Source organism: Rahnella sp. RFA10(1/100), from assembly GCF_004195115.1.
Lineage (GTDB): Bacteria > Pseudomonadota > Gammaproteobacteria > Enterobacterales > Enterobacteriaceae > Rahnella > Rahnella perminowiae.
In genome coordinates this window covers 58,029-77,522 of the sequence record NZ_SEWR01000010.1, presented here as the reverse complement: position 1 = coordinate 77,522, position 19,494 = coordinate 58,029, and the positions used below count along the sequence as shown (strand labels likewise).

General features: G+C 54.1%; 17 protein-coding genes and 1 pseudogene. 9 read left to right on the top strand and 9 right to left on the bottom strand.

Going from position 1 to position 19,494, the window contains the following annotated elements:
* Window positions 1-60: 60 nt before the first annotated feature.
* Complete coding sequence (gene uvrD, locus ETV65_RS22085) at window positions 61-2,226, top strand: DNA helicase II (protein WP_129955202.1); 2,166 nt, start codon at window positions 61-63, stop codon at window positions 2,224-2,226.
* A 120-nt stretch (window positions 2,227-2,346) separates the two neighbouring features.
* Here uvrD and ETV65_RS22080 read toward each other — a convergent pair whose 3' ends face one another.
* Window positions 2,347-2,823, bottom strand: a complete 477-nt coding sequence (locus tag ETV65_RS22080; RefSeq protein ID WP_129955201.1) for a WbuC family cupin fold metalloprotein — start codon at window positions 2,821-2,823, stop codon at window positions 2,347-2,349.
* A 429-nt stretch (window positions 2,824-3,252) separates the two neighbouring features.
* Between ETV65_RS22080 and corA the strand changes: the two genes are divergently transcribed.
* Together corA and ETV65_RS22070 are read left to right on the top strand one after the other, a co-directional pair.
* Entirely contained in the window at window positions 3,253-4,203 is a 951-nt protein-coding gene (corA, locus tag ETV65_RS22075) for a magnesium/cobalt transporter CorA (RefSeq protein ID WP_015699122.1), read from the top strand.
* 12 nt (window positions 4,204-4,215) lie between these two features.
* Window positions 4,216-5,277, top strand: coding sequence for an AbrB family transcriptional regulator (locus tag ETV65_RS22070; RefSeq protein WP_129955239.1), 1,062 nt, complete (start codon window positions 4,216-4,218; stop codon window positions 5,275-5,277).
* Here ETV65_RS22070 and rarD read toward each other — a convergent pair.
* Window positions 5,242-6,156, bottom strand: coding sequence for an EamA family transporter RarD (gene rarD / locus ETV65_RS22065; RefSeq protein WP_129955200.1), 915 nt, complete (start codon window positions 6,154-6,156; stop codon window positions 5,242-5,244). The genes ETV65_RS22070 and rarD overlap by 36 nt on opposite strands.
* Before the next feature lie 46 nt (window positions 6,157-6,202).
* Window positions 6,203-6,685, bottom strand: a complete 483-nt coding sequence (locus ETV65_RS22060; RefSeq protein WP_129955199.1) for a thioesterase family protein — start codon at window positions 6,683-6,685, stop codon at window positions 6,203-6,205.
* A gap of 253 nt (window positions 6,686-6,938) precedes the next feature.
* On the opposite strand from ETV65_RS22060, the gene pldA reads away from it, so the two are divergent.
* The 3 genes from pldA (at window position 6,939) to rhtC (ending at window position 10,433) form a co-directional block, all read left to right on the top strand.
* On the top strand, window positions 6,939-7,817 hold the full coding sequence (gene pldA, locus ETV65_RS22055; RefSeq protein WP_129955198.1) for a phospholipase A: 879 nt from the start codon (window positions 6,939-6,941) through the stop codon (window positions 7,815-7,817).
* A 128-nt stretch (window positions 7,818-7,945) separates the two neighbouring features.
* Window positions 7,946-9,778 (top strand): ATP-dependent DNA helicase RecQ, encoded by a 1,833-nt coding sequence (gene recQ, locus ETV65_RS22050; protein WP_129955197.1) that lies wholly within the window; start codon window positions 7,946-7,948, stop codon window positions 9,776-9,778.
* A 37-nt stretch (window positions 9,779-9,815) separates the two neighbouring features.
* On the top strand, window positions 9,816-10,433 hold the full coding sequence (gene rhtC / locus ETV65_RS22045) for a threonine export protein RhtC (protein ID WP_129955196.1): 618 nt from the start codon (window positions 9,816-9,818) through the stop codon (window positions 10,431-10,433).
* A 63-nt stretch (window positions 10,434-10,496) separates the two neighbouring features.
* Here rhtC and rhtB read toward each other — a convergent pair whose 3' ends face one another.
* Window positions 10,497-11,117: a homoserine/homoserine lactone efflux protein gene (rhtB, locus tag ETV65_RS22040; RefSeq protein ID WP_015699115.1), complete on the bottom strand. Its 621-nt coding sequence runs from the start codon at window positions 11,115-11,117 to the stop codon at window positions 10,497-10,499.
* Window positions 11,118-11,238: 121 nt separating this feature from the next.
* Between rhtB and pldB the strand changes: the two genes are divergently transcribed.
* Window positions 11,239-12,231, top strand: a complete 993-nt coding sequence (gene pldB, locus ETV65_RS22035; RefSeq protein ID WP_129955195.1) for a lysophospholipase L2 — start codon at window positions 11,239-11,241, stop codon at window positions 12,229-12,231.
* A gap of 48 nt (window positions 12,232-12,279) precedes the next feature.
* Window positions 12,280-13,089: a sugar/pyridoxal phosphate phosphatase YigL gene (gene yigL, locus ETV65_RS22030; protein ID WP_129955194.1), complete on the top strand. Its 810-nt coding sequence runs from the start codon at window positions 12,280-12,282 to the stop codon at window positions 13,087-13,089.
* A gap of 136 nt (window positions 13,090-13,225) precedes the next feature.
* Here the strand turns inward: yigL and ETV65_RS22025 are convergent.
* From ETV65_RS22025 to ETV65_RS22005, 4 genes and pseudogenes are all read right to left on the bottom strand, one after another.
* Window positions 13,226-13,480 (bottom strand): annotated as a pseudogene (locus tag ETV65_RS22025) (glycosidase); the annotation flags it as partial.
* A 196-nt stretch (window positions 13,481-13,676) separates the two neighbouring features.
* Window positions 13,677-15,029, bottom strand: coding sequence for a glycerol-3-phosphate transporter (gene glpT / locus ETV65_RS22015; protein ID WP_129955193.1), 1,353 nt, complete (start codon window positions 15,027-15,029; stop codon window positions 13,677-13,679).
* Window positions 15,030-15,264: 235 nt separating this feature from the next.
* Window positions 15,265-15,831 (bottom strand): DcrB family lipoprotein, encoded by a 567-nt coding sequence (locus ETV65_RS22010; protein ID WP_129955192.1) that lies wholly within the window; start codon window positions 15,829-15,831, stop codon window positions 15,265-15,267.
* Between the two features lie 125 nt (window positions 15,832-15,956).
* The gene (locus ETV65_RS22005) at window positions 15,957-16,628 is read right to left on the bottom strand and encodes a 7-cyano-7-deazaguanine/7-aminomethyl-7-deazaguanine transporter (RefSeq protein ID WP_129955191.1); all 672 of its coding nucleotides are present in this window, start codon (window positions 16,626-16,628) and stop codon (window positions 15,957-15,959) included.
* Window positions 16,629-16,855: 227 nt separating this feature from the next.
* Between ETV65_RS22005 and tusA the strand changes: the two genes are divergently transcribed.
* Complete coding sequence (tusA, locus tag ETV65_RS22000) at window positions 16,856-17,116, top strand: sulfurtransferase TusA (protein WP_129955190.1); 261 nt, start codon at window positions 16,856-16,858, stop codon at window positions 17,114-17,116.
* An 18-nt stretch (window positions 17,117-17,134) separates the two neighbouring features.
* On the opposite strand, the gene ETV65_RS21995 is transcribed toward tusA, so the two are convergent.
* A complete protein-coding gene (locus ETV65_RS21995) occupies window positions 17,135-19,489 on the bottom strand; it encodes a zinc/cadmium/mercury/lead-transporting ATPase (RefSeq protein WP_129955189.1) in 2,355 nt (784 codons plus the stop codon).
* Window positions 19,490-19,494: the final 5 nt, after the last annotated feature.

The following is a 19,494-nucleotide window of genomic DNA, read 5'->3' as shown; positions in this document are numbered from 1 at the left end:
AATGCATTCGCAGCGATAATATTCGTGTGAGTGCTTTTCTCATCCTGACAAACGGTGCCTATGGACGTTTCTGACCTGCTCGACAGCCTGAATGAAAAACAACGTGAAGCCGTGGCCGCGCCGCGCTGCAATCTGTTGGTACTGGCCGGGGCAGGCAGTGGCAAAACCCGCGTGCTGGTGCACCGCATTGCATGGTTGCTGGCGGTAGAAAAGTGCTCACCGTATTCTATTATGGCGGTCACTTTCACCAACAAAGCGGCGGCAGAAATGCGCCACCGTATCGACCAGCTGATTGGCACCAGTCAGGGGGGCATGTGGATCGGTACCTTCCATGGTCTTGCACACCGTTTACTGCGTGCACACCATTTGGATGCCAACCTGCCGCAGGATTTCCAGATCCTCGACAGTGACGACCAGATACGTCTGATCAAGCGCCTGATCAAAGCGCTGAACATCGACGAGAAACAATGGCCGCCGCGTCAGGCGATGTGGTACATCAACGGCAAAAAAGACGAAGGTCTGCGTCCGCAGCATGTCGAAACTTACAACAACCCGGTTGAAGCGACCTGGCTGCGTATTTATCAGGCCTATCAGGAAGCCTGTGACCGTGCCGGGTTGGTCGATTTCGCCGAGCTGTTGCTGCGCGCCCACGAGCTCTGGCTGAACAAGCCGCATATCCTGCAGCATTACCGCGAACGTTTTACCAACCTGATGGTGGACGAATTTCAGGACACCAACAGCATTCAGTACGCCTGGATCCGCCTGCTGGCCGGCGATAACAATAATGTGATGATCGTGGGTGATGATGATCAGTCGATCTACGGCTGGCGTGGTGCGCAGGTTGAAAACATCCAGCGTTTCCTGAAAGATTTCCCGAATGCGCAAACCATCCGTCTGGAACAGAACTATCGTTCGAGCAGTACCATTCTTAAAGCCGCCAACTCGCTGATTGAAAACAATAATGGTCGTATGGGGAAAAACCTGTGGACTGAAGACGGCGAAGGCGAACCGATTTCGCTGTATTGCGCATTCAACGAACTGGATGAAGCGCGCTTTGTGGTTAACCGCATCAAAACCTGGCAGGACAACGGCGGTGCACTGAAAGATTGCGCCATTCTTTATCGCAGTAATGCCCAGTCACGTGTACTCGAAGAAGCGTTATTGCAAATGGCGATGCCTTACCGCATCTACGGCGGCCAGCGGTTCTTTGACCGTCAGGAAATCAAAGATGCGCTGGCGTATCTGCGCCTGATGTCGAACCGTAATGACGATGCCGCTTTTGAACGCGTGGTGAATACGCCAACGCGCGGCATCGGCGACCGTACGCTGGATGTGGTGCGCCAGACGGCGCGTGATCGTCAGTTGACTATGTGGCAGGCCACACGTGCGCTGTTGCAGGAAAAAGTGCTGGCAGGCCGTGCGGCGTCTTCACTGCAACGCTTTACTGAGCTGGTTGACGCTCTGGCACATGAAACGTCAGATATGCCGCTGCATGTGCAGACTGACCGGGTGATCAAAGATTCCGGCCTGTTCATCATGTATGAGCAGGAAAAAGGCGAGAAAGGTCAGGCGCGCATCGAAAACTTAGAGGAACTGGTGACAGCGACGCGCCAGTTCAGCTATCAGGATGAAGATGAAGATCTGATGCCGTTGCAGGCGTTTCTGTCCCATGCAGCCCTCGAAGCGGGTGAAGGGCAGGCGGACGCCAATCAGGACGCCACGCAGCTGATGACGCTGCACTCGGCGAAAGGACTGGAGTTCCCGCAGGTGTTTATCGTCGGGATGGAAGAAGGCATGTTCCCGAGCCAGATGTCGCTGGAAGAAGGCGGGCGTCTGGAAGAAGAACGCCGTCTGGCCTACGTCGGCGTCACCCGCGCCATGCAAAAACTGACCCTGACCTACGCGGAAACCCGCCGTTTATACGGTAAGGAAGTGTCTCACCGTCCGTCACGTTTTGTCGGCGAATTGCCGGAAGACTGTGTCGAAGAAGTCAGGATGCGCGCCAACGTATCACGCCCGATGAGCAACCGCAGCGTCGGCACGCCTACCAGCGTCAGCGATACCGGCTTTAAACTCGGCCAGCGCGTTATGCACCCTAAATTCGGCGAAGGTACCATCGTCAATATGGAGGGCAGTGGCGAACACAGTCGGTTACAAGTGGCGTTTCCGGGTGAAGGGATTAAGTGGCTGGTCGCCGCCTACGCCCGCCTCGAAGCCGCAAGCTAGCTTACTTGCGATCTTGAGTCCGGGCAGTGCTCGACATCCTCATGGACTACGTGTCCATTCCGGTGTCTCCGCTGGCCGGACTCAACCTCGCTGCGCCGCTGACGCTTGCCCGACAGAGTATCAGAGGCTAAAAGTTTCACCCACTTCGGCTTTCGCATACCATTCCAGCGTTTCTTTTACGCCTTCGTCGCCCTCCGGCGGGGTGCCCGGTAGATAATCCTGTTCCTGTACCGGCTGATACGCGCCGTGTTTCACTTCAAAAATCACGCCACCTTCGTCGAGGGATAGCACGCTGTGCCAGGTATTGGCCGGGATTTCCAGCAGAAGGGTTTCGGCACCGAGCCACAGGCGGTCAGTGACTTTGCCGCTGTTATCGTAAATCAGTACCAGAAAGCGGCCACGCAGCGCCGTCAGCATTTCCCAGGTGTGCGGATGGCGGTGAATGCGCACATAAGTACCGGGCTCCATCGCGATGGCCAGACGCTGCACGTCATCTTCAGGCGCAGGATGAATATTCAGATTCTGACGCTGACGCGGCGAGCGGGTGGCTTTGGTGATCAGATCACACAGCGTGTCCTGGTTTATTTGTTTAATCATTTCAGTCTCTGCCTGAGAAGCTAGGGAAACGGGGAAATCCGGTGCCTGAGTGTAGCAAAAAAAACCGCCGGCATAAGTCAGCAAAGGTTATCCACACCGCCTGAAATTTATGCATAAATGTTGCCAGAATAGATTTGTTCGCGGTTGACAGTCTTTTTACTCCCGGCGTAACATGCGCGCACTATTATCAATGAGGAACTTCGCCTTGGACACACCCAGTAGATACTGGCTCAATAACCTGTTTGTCAGGTACCACTTCTAAGGCCCTCCTCTTTGCTGATGGCCTTAGTGGTTGTCAGCGACCCCCGTTCTGTCGCTGTGAGTCAGATCTGAATTTGGTCTGAATTACGCCGGTGACACTTTTCATCCCGTGATTTTCTGTGCTTCAACGCGTTGTCCACTTTCTGTCATTTTTGGGAGAACGGGCACATGCTGAGTGCTTTTAAATTAGAAAACAGCCGCTTATCCCGTTTAGAGCTGGACGAGTCAGACGATCTCAAAACCTCATTGTGGGTGGATTTGGTCGAACCCGATGATCTGGAACGTGAGCGCGTTCAAAGTGAATTAGGACAAAGCCTGGCGACGCGTCCTGAACTGGACGACATCGAAGCTTCTGCACGTTTCTTTGAAGACGAAGACGGCCTGCACATTCACTCCTTCTTTTATTATGAAGATGCCGAAGATCATGCCGGTAACAGTACCGTCGCATTTACCGTGCGCGAAGGGCGTCTGTATACCCTGCGTGAACGCGAATTACCGGCATTTCGTCTCTACCGTATGCGTGCCCGCAATCAGACGCTGGTTGATGGTAACGCCTATGAACTGTTGCTGGATTTGTTCGAAACTAAAATCGAACAGCTGGCAGATGAAATCGAAAATATCTACAGCGATCTGGAAAAACTCAGCCGTGTGATCATGGAAGGGCATCAGGGCGATGAATATGACGCTGCGCTTTCCACACTGGCCGAGCTGGAAGATATCGGCTGGAAAGTGCGTTTGTGTCTGATGGATACTCAGCGCGCGCTGAATTTTCTGGTACGTAAAGCCCGCTTACCGGCAGGGCAACTGGAGCAGGCGCGTGAAGTGTTACGCGATATCGAATCCCTGCTGCCACACAACGAGTCCCTGTTCCAGAAGGTGAACTTCCTGATGCAGGCGGCGATGGGCTTTATCAACATCGAACAGAACCGTATCATCAAGATCTTCTCGGTGGTTTCAGTGGTCTTCCTGCCGCCAACGCTGGTGGCTTCAAGTTACGGGATGAACTTCGAATTCATGCCGGAACTGAAATGGTCATTCGGTTATCCGGGGGCGATTGCGCTGATGATCCTCGCCGGACTGGCGCCTTATCTGTATTTCAAACGTAAAAACTGGTTGTAACCGACCATGTTGATGGAAAGGGTGGCTCCGGCGGGCCAGTGGGTCATCCTCGTGGCTTCCTCGCTGATGCTGGGCATTATTTTTCAAACCTTCCACGTTCCTGCCGCCCTCCTGCTCGGGCCGATGATTGTCGGCGTCGTCATGGGGCTGACGGGGGCCAGCGTGCGTATTCATCCGCTGTTTTTCAAAATATCGCAGGGCGTTTTGGGCTGCATGATTGCGCAAAGCCTGTCGCCTTCGATTCTGCCACCGTTACTCAACGACTGGCCGCTGGTGCTGATGGTACTGGTGGCCACGTTGCTCGCCAGCGGTCTTTCGGGCTGGCTGTTGGTGCGTTTTAGTCAGTTGCCTGGCCCGACCGGCGCTTGGGGCTCATCACCTGGCGGCGCCAGTGCCATGGTCGCCATGGCCGGTGATTTCGGTGCAGATGTGCGTCTGGTCGCGTTCATGCAATATCTGCGCGTGCTGTTTGTCGCCACCGCCGCCGCATTTGTTGCCCGCATGGCAATGGGCGACAGTGCATCGCTGGCGGCGGCGGTAGTCTGGTTTCCGCCGCTGACCTGGCGTTTCTTTGTGACAGTATTTCTGGCACTGGCCGGTGTCTGGCTGGGACCACGGTTGCGTATTCCTTCCGGCGCCCTGTTACTTCCGGCCATTGCCGGCGCGGTTTTGCATTCCACCGGAACCGTCTCGTTAGAAGTGCCTGAATGGTTGCTGGCGATAGCTTATACGCTGATTGGCTGGAGTGTCGGGCTGCGGTTCACGCGACCTATTTTCAAACTGGCACTGCGTACTCTGCCGCAAATGATTGCCTCGGTTATCGGCCTGATGCTGATTTGCGGCGGCATGGCATGGGCGCTGACCAAACTGCTGGGGGTGGATATGCTGACGGCCTACCTGGCGACCAGCCCGGGCGGGCTGGACACGGTGGCGATTATTGCGGCAGGCAGCCATGCAGATTTAGGGTTTGTGATGGCAATGCAGACATTGCGTCTGATCACCATTCTGATAACCGGTCCCGCGATGGCGCGCTTTATCTCACGCAGCGCGGTGTCCGCTTCTTCCTCGTCGTAAACGGCCCTGCGTATAGAGCGCGTCGCTGATAAAGCACAGCAGGCCTGCCCAGATAAAGCCGAAGGTGATAAGTTGCGAAGTGTTGACGGTTTCACCGTAAAACACCACGGCCAGCAGGAACATCAGCGTGGGCCCGAGATACTGGAAAAACCCCAGCGTAGACAGTTTCAGACGGGCCGCCGCGGCGGTAAAGAACAGCAACGGAATGGTGGTAATAATCCCGGCCGCCATCAGCAGCAGATCCAGAGACCACGGATTCGCCGCCAGATTGCTGGTCGGGCTGTGGGCGATAAAGAACAGATAAATCCCGGCCACCGGCAGCAGCCAGAGAGTTTCAATCAGCATCCCGGTTTGTGAATCCACGCCGATTTTTTTACGCAGCAGGCCGTAGAACGCGAACGTCAGGGACAGCCCGATTGCGATGACCGGCACGGAGCCAAATATCCACACCTGGACCATCACCCCGGCAAATGCCAGCGCCACGGCAAACCATTGCAAATTCCGGAATCTTTCGCGCAAAAACAGCATGCCGAGCACCACATTCACCAGCGGATTGATAAAGTAGCCAAGGCTCGCTTCCAGAATGTGATTATGATTAATCGCCCAGATGAAAATCAGCCAGTTCCCACCGACAAGCAGGGCAGTGATCAGTAACATACCGACTTTCTTAGGTTGCGCGAATACCTGGCGGACGTCTCCCCAGCTGCGGCTGACAGACAGCAGTACTAACATGAAGAAGAATGACCAGATCACACGGTGAGTGAGAATTTCATCCGCCGGAACCTGTTTGATGAGTTTGAAATACGCCGGTGCGATCCCCCAGATCAGATAGGCGATAAAGGCAAAAATAACACCTTGCCGGGTACGATGTGCGTCCATGTGGATACCTGAAAAAAGTAGAGAAAGGAGCGGAGTTTACCTGATCTCAGCCCACCATATATGTCGCCGTGGTGGTCGCGATATGAATTCCCGTGTCGCTGTGCAAATCGACGCGTGCCACGGAGACTTTGTTTCCGGCGCGGATAAGGCTGGCCGAGGCAATAAAATAGTCGCCACGGCCCGGACGCAGGTAATCAACGCGTAAATCGATAGTGCCCATTTTGGATAAACGCTGGCGCATTTCGGCTTCCAGCAACGGGTGATCAGGTTTATCACGGCGGATCAGCGAACTGGTTACGCAGACCAGGCCAGCTGCGACATCCAGCACGGCAGCAATCACGCCGCCATGTAAGATTTTTTGCGCTGCGTTACCCACCAGCTTGGGCTGATTGGTGAATTTGAGTTCAGCATAATCACAGTCGAGACGTTTCAGCTCGAGACCCAGTTCGCGGTTAAACGGCATATCGTAAACGAAAATATTGCCGATCAGTTGCAGGGCAGCCTCGTGACTGAGGGATGAAGCAGACATGAATGAATTCCTGACGAAAACGTGTGGACAGCATGTTCGCTGAAAAAGTTAACGAAGTGTTGATTTTAGGTGCGGGTAAGAAGGATTTCTATACTGCGAAGGATAAATGTATTCAATACTCATGTAGAAATGTATTTGTGTGTAAAATGCCCTGCTTTGAGATTTGCGGATTTAGTCAGCGCAGGATTGGCGGGGCAGAAGGCATATTTTCAAACATAATGAGTCGATAACTTTAGGGTGAGGGTAAGGAATAATGCGTAAAAATTGGGCTGTCGGAGCCGCCATGCTGGCGATGCCAATGCTGGGACACGCCGCAGAGGCCACAGTGCAGGAAGTGCATGATAAACCTGCTGTACGCGGAAGTATTATTGCGAATATGTTGCAGGAGCACGACAACCCGTTCACGTTATATCCTTACGAGCCGAACTACCTGATTTATACTGATACCAGCAATATTAACAAAAAAGCCATTCAGTCTTACGACTGGGCAGATAAAGCACGTCATGATGAAGTGGCGTTCCAGCTCAGCCTGGCGTTCCCGTTATGGCGAGGAATTGCGGGGGATAACTCAGTTCTCGGCGCGTCTTACACGCAAAAATCGTTCTGGCAGCTTTCCAACAGCGGGCAATCTTCACCTTTCCGTGAGACTAACTACGAGCCACAGTTTTTCCTGGCCTGGGCGACGGATTACGATTTTCTCGGCTGGACACTGCGCGAAGCGGAATATGGTGTCAGCCATCAGTCTAACGGCCGCTCAGATCCGACCTCCCGCAGCTGGAACCGCGTGTATGCCCGTTTTATGGCGCAGAATGGCAACTGGCAGGTTGATCTCAAACCCTGGTATCGCATTCCGGAAAGCGACAAAAATGATGACAATCCCGACATCACCAAATACATGGGGTATTACCGTCTGAAAGTCGGTTATGCCTGGGGTGACAGCGTATTCAGCGTGGAAAGCCGTTACAACTGGAATACCGGCTACGGCGGTGCGACTACCGGCTGGAGCTATCCTATTACTAAACAGGTTCGTTTCTATACTCAGGTATTCAGTGGTTACGGCGAGTCATTGATTGACTATAACCATAAGCAGACCCGTATCGGTGTGGGTATTATGCTTAACGACATCATGTAATTCCGCCATACTTCCGGTTGCAGTTGCGTTGGCTGCATCCCGAATTATTTAGGGTATATTATGTCGGTGCAGTACAGCCCCGGCGGCTTTAGGGTTTAGCCGGGTGGTTTGAACAGTTGGGGAATTGAGTGTCTACGGCGGCAGTGATAAACAAAGAAGAGCTGGCTCATCAGGTATTACGCGATACCTTCGGCTATCAGCAATTCAGACCAGGCCAGCAAACCATCATCAATACCGCCATTTCTGGCCGGGATTGCCTGGTCGTGATGCCAACAGGCGGCGGTAAATCGCTGTGCTATCAAATTCCCGCTCTGGTGATGGACGGTCTGACGCTGGTCGTTTCGCCGCTCATCTCGCTGATGAAAGATCAGGTCGACCAACTGATGGCTGCAGGCGTTGAAGCCGGCTGCCTGAACTCAACGCAAACCCGTGAGCAACAACTTGACGTCATGGCCGGTTGCCGCGCGGGGCGTATCAAAATGCTGTATATCGCGCCGGAACGCCTGATGATGGGCGATTTCCTCGAACAGCTGCAACAGTGGAACCCGGCGATGCTTGCCGTGGATGAGGCGCACTGTATTTCCCAATGGGGCCATGATTTCCGCCCGGAATACCGCGCACTCGGACAGCTGAAACTGCGTTATCCGCAATTGCCGGTGATTGCCCTGACGGCAACCGCCGACGAAGCGACCCGTAATGATATCGTCCGCCTGCTGGAGCTGAACGATCCGCTGATTCAGGTTAGCAGTTTCGATCGCCCGAATATCCGTTACACACTGGTAGAAAAATTTAAACCGCTCGATCAGCTGATCCGTTTCGTGCAGGACCAGCGCGGAAAAAGCGGCATTATTTACTGTAACAGCCGGGCCAAAGTCGAAGACACCGCCGCCCGTCTGCAAAGCCGCGGGCTGAGCGTGGGGGCGTATCACGCAGGGCTGGATAACGACACCCGTGCCCGTGTGCAGGAAGGTTTCCAGCGTGACGACCTGCAAATTGTGGTTGCCACCGTGGCCTTCGGGATGGGCATCAACAAACCTAACGTGCGTTTTGTCGTGCACTTCGATATTCCGCGCACCATCGAGTCTTATTATCAGGAAACGGGGCGTGCAGGACGTGACGGCCTGCCTGCCGAAGCGGTGCTGCTTTACGATCCGGCCGATATGGCGTGGTTGCGGCGCTGTCTGGAAGAGAAACCGGCGGGTGCGCAACAGGACGTTGAACGTCATAAGCTGAATGCCATGAACGCCTTTGCCGAAGCTCAAACCTGCCGCCGTCTGGTACTGCTTAACTATTTTGGCGAAGGTAAACAGAATGCCTGCGGTAACTGCGATGTGTGTCTTGACCCGCCAAAACGCTACGACGGTTTGCTGGATGCGCAAAAGGCGCTGTCAGTCGTTGCGCGCGTCGGGCAACGTTTTGGCTTAGGTTATGTCGTCGAAGTGCTGCGCGGTTCGAACAACCAGCGTATCCGTGAATACGGCCACGAAAAACTGAGCGTGTACGGCATCGGCAAAGAACACAGCACCGAGCACTGGACCAGCGTGGTGCGCCAGCTCATTCATCTTGGACTGATTACGCAAAATATCGCCATGCACTCGGCCTTACAACTGACGGAATCGGCGCGTCCGGTTTTGCGTGGTGAAATCCCGTTGCAACTGGCGGTGCCGCGTATTCAAACGCTCAAAATTAAAAGCAATGCCAGCCAGAAAACCTATGGCGGAAATTACGATCGCAAGCTGTTTGCCAAATTACGCAAACTGCGTAAGTCACTGGCAGATGACAACAATGTACCGCCGTACGTGGTATTTAACGACACCACGTTGCTGGAAATGGCTGAACATCTGCCGGTCAGCGCCAGCGATTTGCTGGACATCACCGGTGTCGGTCAGCGTAAGCTGGAGAAATTCGGCCGGCCCTTTATGGCGATGATCCGTGATCACATCGATAACGGCGACGAATAAGAATTCTGTTTCCTACACATAACACAGAGAGTTAATCATGCTGATGCTATTTCTGACGGTTGCGATGGTTCATCTGATCGCGCTGATGAGTCCGGGGCCGGACTTCTTCTTTGTCTCACAAACGGCTGCCAGCCGGTCGCGTAAAGAAGCCATGATGGGTGTGATTGGTATTACACTGGGGGTACTGGTGTGGGCAGCCGTTGCGCTGATGGGGTTGCATCTGATTCTGCAAAAAATGGCCTGGCTGCATCAGATTATTACCGTCGGCGGCGGATTGTATCTGTGCTGGATGGGCTGGCAGTTGCTGAAATCAGCACGGGCTAAAAAGCAGAATGGCGATGAAACACCGGTGGCATTGCCTGCCCGTGGTCGTACTTTTATGCGCGGGTTACTGACCAATCTTTCGAACCCTAAAGCCGTGATTTACTTCGGCAGCGTATTCTCCATGTTCGTTGGCGACAGTGTCAGCGGTGGCGAGCGTCTGGGCATATTTCTGCTGATCGTAGTGGAAACCCTGGCCTGGTTTTCGCTCGTGGCGCTGGTTTTTGCCCTGCCGAAAATGCGTCGCGGATACCAGCGTTTAGCGAAATGGATTGATGGCGTGGCGGGCGTGGTATTTGCAGGTTTTGGTGTTGCGCTTATCATGAATCGTTAATTAGCGCATTTTGCACATAAAAAGGGTCCGGTTGATGCCGGACCCTTTTTGCATTCTGCGGTGTTAAACCTTTCTGGCACTCGCCAGCAACACACCCACCAGCATAAACAGTGAGCCGAAAATACGGTTCAGCAACTGCATTTGTTTCGGGGCTTTCACCCAACCGGCGATGCGGGTGGCCAGCGTGGCGTAACCGATCATCACAATGATGTCGACAACGACCGTGGTCACGCCCAGTACCACGTATTGTGCAGCCTGAGGTTGGTGCGCAATGATAAACTGCGGGAACAACGCGGCCAGAAACACAATGCTTTTAGGATTGGTCAGGTTCACCAGAATAGCGCGTTTGAATAAACGACGGCGCGGCATACTGCTGGCGAGCGCGTTCAGATCAATCGCCCCGGCAGAGCGCCACTGGCAAATACCCAGCCAGATTAAGTACGCTGCACCCAGCCATTTGAGAATTTCAAAGGCCATCAGCGATGAGGAAATCAGAGCACCCAGCCCGATACCGACCAGCACGATGTGGATGGATAAACCGAGTTGTAACCCGGCGATTGACGCCACCGCCCCGCGATAGCCGTGGCTGATGCCTGTACTCATCGTGTTAATGGCACCGGAACCGGGGGATAAACTTAAAATAGAAGTGGTGAGCAGGTAGGTTAACCACCAGTCCAGTGTCATTGCGAGACTCCCTGAATACGTTTTAGGTTGTTTTATGGCACAATACGCCATTGTTTATAATTGCGCTATAACTCACAAATAACACTTTCCTCCTTCCTGCCTGACGACTTTGGATCAATGAATGCCTGTGAATTTTGCCAAGTGGTTAACCCGAGAGAAGGAGTTTTCCGCCTTTGCGACCGGACCTTTGCTGGATTTCTGGCGTACACGCGAAGAAGCCGAGTTTTGCGGCATTGACGACGTTCCGATCCGCTACGTCCGGTTCTGTTCCCCGGAGCATGATAAAGTCATCGTGGTGTCACCCGGGCGTATAGAAAGCTACGTAAAATATCCTGAAGTGGCCTACGATTTATTCCATTGTGGTTATGATGTCATGATTGTTGATCATCGTGGCCAGGGGCGTTCCGGGCGTATGCTCGATGATCCACACTGCGGGCACGTTAATCACTTTGACGATTATGTCGGGGATTTCGAAAGCTTTTATCAACTGGAGATTGCCCCACGTCAGTACGCGAAAAAGTTCGCGCTGGCACACTCCATGGGAGGGGCAATTCTGGCGCTGTTTCTGGCGAAAAATCCGGGCAGGTTTGATGCAGCGGCACTACTCGCGCCGATGACGGGCATTTATTTGCCGATGCCGGGCTGGATTTCACGCCGGATCCTCAACTGGGCGGAGAATCGCCCGCTGCGCCGTGACGGTTATGCGCTCGGTACCGGCCACTGGCGACCGTTACCCTTTGTGGTCAACCGTCTGACCCACAGCCGCGAACGTTATCGCCGTAATCTGCGTTTTTATGCCGATTACCCTGAGTTGCAGGTCGGCGGGCCAACTTATCACTGGGTGCGTGAAGGGATTGAGGCGGGGATGCATATCCTGAAAGAAGCCGAAAAAATCACCACTCCTGTTTTGTTATTGCAGGCGAGCGAAGACCGTGTCGTGGATAACCGGTCCCATCTTGCTTTTTGTCAGGCCATGGCTGTTGCGGGGCACCCCTGTGAAGGGGAAAAACCGCTGGTCATCGAAGGCGCGCGCCATGAGATCCTGTTTGAACGGGACGACCTGAGGGCACAGGCGCTGGACGCTATCATGCGCTTTTTTGCGCGACAGCATTAATCCGCGGTTCGCCGCGCACAACTCCATCAGAGGTTAGAACCTAACGCTATGTACCATGTTGTTGCTTCCGATTTAGATGGCACACTGCTATCACCTGATCATACCCTGACCCCGTTCGCCAAAGAGACGCTGAAACTGCTGACCCGGCGCGGCGTGCATTTCGTGTTCGCCACCGGGCGTCACCATATCGATGTGGCGCAGATGCGCGACAATCTGGAAATCAGTGCGTACATGATCACCTCCAACGGTGCGCGTGTGCATAACACCGATGGCGAACTGATTTTCTCGCACAATCTGGATGAAGACATCGCCAGAGATTTGTTCGGTATCATGCACAATAATCCGGATATTCTGACCAACGTTTACCGCAATGACGACTGGTACATGAACCGTGACCGTGCCGATCAGGATGATTTCTTCCGTGAATCCGTTTTTAAATACAAACTGTATGAACCGGGTTTGCTGGAAACCGATGGCATCTGCAAAGTGTATTTCACCTGTGAAGATCACGAAAAACTGCTGCCGCTGGAAGAAGCTATCAATGCGCGATGGGGCGACCGTGTGAACGTCAGTTTCTCACTGCCGGTGTGTCTGGAAGTGATGGCAGGCGGCGTATCAAAAGGCCATGCGCTGGAATATGTCTCCAAACTGATGGGCTATTCCCTGAAAGATTGCATCGCTTTTGGTGACGGACTGAATGACCTGGAAATGCTGACCATGGCCGGTAAAGGGTGTCTGATGAGCGGATCATTGCCGCGCCTGAAGGCGGCGATGCCGGATGCTGAGATCATCGGTTCCAATGCTGATGACGCCGTGCCGCATTACCTGCGTAAGATGTATTTGTCCGAAGAGCGTTAATCTGCGGTAAACCAAAGCAGGGTTTCCACTCTGCTTTGGGATCTGCATCTGCTGCTTTATTACCGATGTCGCTGAAGCCTAACGTGCCGGTGTCGAGGCTGTTTTTATCCGCCGTTGCCGTGAATTTCTGCCACACTCACGCTGGCAGGCCGAGATGCCCCCACAAAGCATTGAGCGGCATTGTTGCCAGCGCAATGCACTCATCGGCTGCCCCATAATAAATTTTCAGCATCTCCTGTTCCAGCAAGGCGCCGCAGGTGAACACCACGTTGCCAAAAAATCCCTCTTTTTCATAAATCGCTTCCGGCTGTAACAGCGGTACTGAAGACTTGGCGAGGATGTTGAACGGATTATTCAGGTCGAGCAGCATCGCGCCGAGGCAATAACGCTGGTCTATGCGCGCTTTGGCGAACATATCCTGAAAATGAAGTCATCGAAACAGCTCTCCTTTGCTAAAAATACGCCACTCAGGTTCGGGTTTAATGCCACCAGCATTTTATTGTTTGATGTAACGGGCAAGCGGATTCTCCCGGATGGCGCGTAAAAAAGGCACCTTTCGGTGCCTTTCGACGAAGATAAACCCAACGTCAGGTACTTTTTGCCAGCTGCGCCTTATGTTTGTTTTCACTGAGCATGGTCAGTAGCAGCAGAATAACGGCCAGTACGCAACCGGCAATCATCACGATAAAGCCACCGTCCCAGCCAAAGTAATCCACGGTATAACCCACAATGGCGCTGGCCGCGACCGAGCCGCCAAGATATCCAAACAGTCCGGTAAAGCCGGCGGCCGTGCCGGCTGCTTTCTTCGGTGCCAGTTCCAGCGCATGTAAACCAATCAGCATTACCGGCCCGTAAATCAGGAAGCCTATGGTGATCATACAGGCCATATCAATGCCCGGATTGCCGACCGGATTGAGCCAGTACACCACGGTCGCGAGGGTGACCAGCACCATAAAGAACACGCCGGTTGCGCCTCGATTACTTTTGAAGACTTTGTCCGACATCCAGCCGCACAACAGGGTGCCGGGAATGCCTGCGTATTCATAAAGGAAATACGTCCAGGAAGATTTATCTAGCGCGAAGTGCTTCACTTCCTTCAGATACGTCGGCGACCAGTCCAGAATGCCGTAACGCAGCAAATAGACAAAGACATTGGCCAGCGCGATGTACCACAGCAATTTATTCGGCAAAACGTATTGCATGAAAATCTGCTTCGCCGTCAGTTCCTGCTCAGCAGATTCTTTTACATAGTCCGGCGGGTAATCGTTTTTGTATTCTTCAATCGGCGGCAGACCGCAGGACTGCGGCGTATCGCGCATGGTCATGAAGGCAAATACCGCCAGCAAGATGGCGCCGAAAGCAGGCATATACAGCGCCGCATGCCAGTCGTTAAACCACGCCATACCCAGCAGAAACAGCAGCGGAGGAATGCCGCCGCCGACGTTATGTGCGCAGTTCCATACCGATACCACGCCACCGCGTTCTTTCTGTGACCACCAGTGCACCATAGTACGTCCGCACGGTGGCCAGCCCATTCCCTGGAACCATCCGCACAGAAACAGCAAGACAAACATGATGGCGATGCTTGACGTTGCCCACGGCACGAAGCCCATGAATAACATCACTGCGGCGGCCAGGATCAGGCCAGCAGGCAGAAAGACGCGCGGATTCGAACGATCCGACACCGAACCCATGATGAATTTTGAGATGCCGTAGGCGATGGAAATCCCGGACAACGCAAAACCAAGGTCACCCCGTGAGAAGCCCTGATCAATCAGATAAGGCATCGCCAGTGCGAAGTTTTTGCGCACCAGATAGTAGGCCGCATAACCGAAGAAAATCCCCATAAATATTTGCCAGCGGAGGCGGCGGTACAGCGGATCGACGTGAGTCTCATCAACAGGAGCTTTGTGGGGCGCGGGTTTGAAGATACTGAGCATACATGCCTCCGATGGCATAAATCAGGTCCGACTCATCATGAGCCATGGGGAAATGGCTGGGCCAATGTGTTCTATAACGAACATCATGTTAGTTATTCGCGCACAAACGGACTGTGATTTATGACGGAAATGTTACATTTTTATTGCAGTCGGGCGGGGTTGTGAGATTGGGTAACAGCACAAAGCAAAAAAGGCGGAGCCTGAGCCCCGCCTGATATTTCCATCACCCCTGAATTTATTGAATTTTCAGGGTACTGATAATGGCTTCTGCATCGGTTTGTGCCTGCTGCTGATTATCCGCAGGCAGGGTAATTTGCAGGGTCAGCAAATGGCTGTCGACCTTGCCCAAAACGATAGACGAATAGGCTTTCTGACCGGCAGAAGTGATCACGCTGTCGTATTGCTGCAACGTCTGGCCGTTCACCTGAATAGATTTATTAGTGACGACCTGCAGATTGGTATCACGCGCTTTTTGCTGATCCTGTAAACGACCCGCCAGAACGTCCAGTGATTCGGGGGTGTTATCTCCCAAAATGACGATCACTGCTTTCTGGCCGGTACTGTCTGCATACACGTGCATATTATTGGCCTGAGTGCCCAGCTTACCACTCTGATCGCTCATCCCCTGCGGCAGGGAGAAGGTGACTTTGCCATCCAGCAGGCTGACTGGTGTGGTCGCCGCCGTCGCTGCGGCCGCCGGTGCACCTTTATCTGTGGCCGGTGCATCGGTCGACTTACCGTCACACGCAGCCAGACCGGCGATCAGTACTGCCATTCCCATCATTTTCGCGATATTACGCATCGGGCTTCCTTAAGTGGCCTGTTCACCAGGCTTACATGTTGACTTAACAGCCTTTATGGCAACCTATTCAGGCCACAAATGCAAGTCAGATTATGGCGCGATTTGTGTCTTACCGGCGACCGGGTTTAATGCGCGCTGACGGCAGAATGCGGAGTGTTTCCCTTTGCTGACAAACGTTTAAGCAGCATGTTAAGCAGCATGCCGTATATCGGCAGGAAGAACACCAGACAGATCAGGACTTTGAACGTGTAATCCACCATCGCGATTTCTACCCAGTGCTGAGCCATAAAGGCATCGCTGCTTTTGTAGAAGGCGATGAAGAAGAAGGACAGCGTGTCGCTGATATTGCCGAGGAACATTGAGGCGACCGGCGCTATCCACCAGCGGCGGTGCTTGCGCAGGCGGTTAAACACGTGAACATCGAGAATTTGCCCCAGCACATACGCCATAAAACTGGCGGTGGCGATACGGGCAACCATGATATTCAGGCTGTTGAGTGCTCCCATGCCCTGCCATTGCGCTTCAAAGAATAACGCTGAGATGACATAGGAAATGGCCAGTGCGGGCACCATCACGGACAGAATAATCCGTCGTGCCAGCGGTGCACCAAAGATGCGGACAGTCAGATCGGTGGCCAGAAAAATAAACGGAAAAGTGAACGCGCCCCAGGTGGTATGAAAACCAAAGATGGAAACGGGCAGCTGAACCAGATAGTTACTTGAGGTGATGATGGCAATGTGGAATAGCGAAAGCCATATCAGCGCGGAGAACCGCTGCTGAGCAGTAAAGGAGTACATATATGTGACCTTTTTAGTTGATTGGGGTGAGGGAACCCAAATACCCTGCATTCTTGAAACCGCAGGGGCGTTAGCTGTTTGCGGCGCGCATAGTAACTGTTTGCGCACCGTTTGCGCAACAGGGCCGGCGGTTAATTTTAGCGCAATGAGCCCTGTATGTTGCGTGTGAAATCCAGCGGGTTAAACTATGAGGCTTTGCTGCGCCCAAAGAAGTGTAGAGAAACGAAATGACCGATCCCTTTATCAATCCCGACCATCAGCTTGATGCGCTGGGTTTGCGCTGTCCGGAACCTGTGATGATGGTTCGCAAAGTGGTACGCACCATGAAAGATGGCGAAACACTGCTGATTATCGCCGATGATCCGGCAACGACCCGCGATATTCCCGGTTTCTGCCGTTTTATGGAACACACGTTATTAGCATATGATACCGACAATCAGCCGTATCGTTATTTACTGTGCAAAGGGTTGAGGGAAAAACAGGGCTGATGGCTCAGCCCGTGTGGTTTATTTCGATTTATTGCGCAACAGCCGCAGCGCATTGGCGGTCACCAGCGCTGTTGCACCGGAGTCCGCCAGCACTGCCAGCCACAATCCGGTCAGACCCATCAGCGTGGTCACCAGGAAAATCGCTTTCAGCCCCAGCGCTATCGTAATGTTCTGGCGGATATTCGCCCGCGTGGCGCGTGAAAGTCTGATCATCTGCGCCAGTCCGCTCAGGCGGTTGTGCGTCAGCGCGGCATCCGCCGTTTCCAGCGCGACATCCGTCCCACTTCCCATCGCAATACCGATTGTCGCCGCTTTCATGGCAGGCGCATCGTTAATCCCGTCACCGACCATGGCGACCGGTTTCTGTGCGTTCAGCGCGGTGACCGCCGAAACTTTATCCGCAGGCAGCAGACCCGCACGAAAATCAATGCCCAGGCGGTCCGCGATGGTTTTTGCCGCGCGCGGATTATCGCCGGTCAGCATGACGGCGGACACGCCCAGTGCTTTGAGTTTCTGCAATGCGTCGGCCGCGTCATCACGCAGACGATCCTGCATGGCGATCAGCCCGATCGCATTCCCTTCCTGTAATACCACGACGACGGTTTTTCCTGTGGATTCCCAGTCAGCAATTTGCACAAAGGTTTCCGGCGTCAGGCCGTTTGGCGTGACACTTTTCGGGGCCAGCACCTGAATTTTACGGCCTGCGACCACACCCTCGACGCCGGCACCGGCCAGGGCCCGGCGATCCTGCGCCGTGAGCGGTAGCGGATTACTGGTTTTTGCACGGGCCAGAATCGCCTGCGCCAGCGGGTGATGCGAACCTTCTTCTACCGCAGATGCCAGACTTAATACCTCGCCTTCGCTGGCACCGTTCAGCGGTAAAATCTTCGTGATTTCAGGTTTGCCTTCAGTCAGCGTACCGGTTTTATCCAGCGCAACGGTTTGAATCAGCGCCAGTTGCTCAAGCGCTGCACCCCCTTTAATTAATGCGCCCTGACGCGTGGCCGCTGCCAGTCCGGACGTAATGGCGGCAGGTGTTGAAATCACCAGCGCACACGGACAGCCAATCAGCAGCAGTGTCAGCCCGCGGTAAATCCAGGTCTCCCAAGACAGCCCCATTGCCAGCGGGGGAACGATAATCACCAGCAACGACATCAGCATAATGACCGGTGTGTAATAGCGGCTGAAGGTATCAAGGAAACGCTCGATTGGCGCACGGCGTTCATCGGCTTCTTCAATCAGTTGCAGGATGCGGTCGATGGCGCTGCTGCCCGGTGCGGAAGCCACTTCGAGGTGTGCCAGCCGGTCAACACACAGGCTGCCCGCCGGTACTTTTTCACCGGGCAGATGATCTACAGGCACTGATTCACCGGTCAGCGCGCTTTCGTCGAAACTGGCGGCGCTTTGTAAAACGGCGTCGGCAGGCAGGCGTGCACCTGCCGCGATTTCAATGATATCGCCGGGACGCAAACGGCTGACTGGCACGGTTTCCGATTGACCATTCACAATACGGACGGCGGTATCCGGGATCAGCGCCATCAGCGCTTTTACCCCGCTGCGTGCACGGCCGGATGCAAAAGCCTCCAGGCGTTCACCCACCATAAATAGCAGCAGAACCATGGCCGCCTCGGCCGTAGCCCCGATAAACAGTGCACCGAGCGCGGCGATACTCATCAGCGTTTCGATGGCGAATGGCGAACCGGCCCGGGTCTGGCGAATCGCCTGTCGCAGTACCGGCCATAGCCCGACCAGCGTCGTGGCGATAAACGCGATTTTGCCAGCCTGCGGATTGATATGGTCGAGAATCCAGCTCAGCAACATTAGCGCCGACAGGGCGATCAGAGGCAGCGCTTCCTGGAAACGGGAAGGTTCAGCGGCAGGTTTACTGTGTGGCTTGTCGAGCGATTGCAGGGTAAAACCTGCGGCGGTGACGGCATTCTGTACGTTCCGGGTGATATCAAAACCGGCATCAATCACCAGCTTTTCGGTGGCGAACAAGACTTTGGCGCGGTTGATGCCATGAATGCCGGAAACCGCTTTTTCAATTTTCCGGGCACAGGCCGGGCAATCCATGCCTTCCACCTTCCAGCTGTATTGCCGACTGCCGGAAAGCGGTGCTCCGGGGTCATCTTCACCCGGCGAGCCTTCAGTGCCGCTGCCGTCTGATGTGTGTGAATGCTCACTTGTTTTTGGCGCACAGCAACTGTCTGTCGTGGCGCAGGCAGAAACCGCCAGCGTGGCTTTTTCGCTACAGCAACCTGCCGGATGGGTGCCCGGCTGTGCAATAGCGCCGATTTTGTTGATACGCAGTGCAGGCGCACGTTTGCCCTGACATCCGCAGCTACAGCCGTTGTTTTTTTGCAGTGGGATCATAAAGC

Bases quoted from the DNA above. Each gene is read 5' to 3' on its own strand.
- rhtB (WP_015699115.1), bottom strand. From the start codon at position 11,117: ATGACACTGGACTGGTGGTTAACCTACCTGCTCACCACTTCTATTTTA.
- ETV65_RS22060 (WP_129955199.1), bottom strand. From the start codon at position 6,685: ATGTCTGCTTCATCCCTCAGTCACGAGGCTGCCCTGCAACTGATCGGC.
- rarD (WP_129955200.1), bottom strand. From the start codon at position 6,156: ATGGACGCACATCGTACCCGGCAAGGTGTTATTTTTGCCTTTATCGCC.
- corA (WP_015699122.1), top strand. From the start codon at position 3,253: ATGCTGAGTGCTTTTAAATTAGAAAACAGCCGCTTATCCCGTTTAGAG.
- ETV65_RS22005 (WP_129955191.1), bottom strand. From the start codon at position 16,628: ATGTACTCCTTTACTGCTCAGCAGCGGTTCTCCGCGCTGATATGGCTT.
- pldA (WP_129955198.1), top strand. From the start codon at position 6,939: ATGCGTAAAAATTGGGCTGTCGGAGCCGCCATGCTGGCGATGCCAATG.
- ETV65_RS22010 (WP_129955192.1), bottom strand. From the start codon at position 15,831: ATGCGTAATATCGCGAAAATGATGGGAATGGCAGTACTGATCGCCGGT.
- ETV65_RS22080 (WP_129955201.1), bottom strand. From the start codon at position 2,823: ATGATTAAACAAATAAACCAGGACACGCTGTGTGATCTGATCACCAAA.
- glpT (WP_129955193.1), bottom strand. From the start codon at position 15,029: ATGCTCAGTATCTTCAAACCCGCGCCCCACAAAGCTCCTGTTGATGAG.
- ETV65_RS22070 (WP_129955239.1), top strand. From the start codon at position 4,216: ATGGAAAGGGTGGCTCCGGCGGGCCAGTGGGTCATCCTCGTGGCTTCC.
- tusA (WP_129955190.1), top strand. From the start codon at position 16,856: ATGACCGATCCCTTTATCAATCCCGACCATCAGCTTGATGCGCTGGGT.
- yigL (WP_129955194.1), top strand. From the start codon at position 12,280: ATGTACCATGTTGTTGCTTCCGATTTAGATGGCACACTGCTATCACCT.
- uvrD (WP_129955202.1), top strand. From the start codon at position 61: ATGGACGTTTCTGACCTGCTCGACAGCCTGAATGAAAAACAACGTGAA.
- rhtC (WP_129955196.1), top strand. From the start codon at position 9,816: ATGCTGATGCTATTTCTGACGGTTGCGATGGTTCATCTGATCGCGCTG.
- ETV65_RS21995 (WP_129955189.1), bottom strand. From the start codon at position 19,489: ATGATCCCACTGCAAAAAAACAACGGCTGTAGCTGCGGATGTCAGGGC.
- pldB (WP_129955195.1), top strand. From the start codon at position 11,239: ATGCCTGTGAATTTTGCCAAGTGGTTAACCCGAGAGAAGGAGTTTTCC.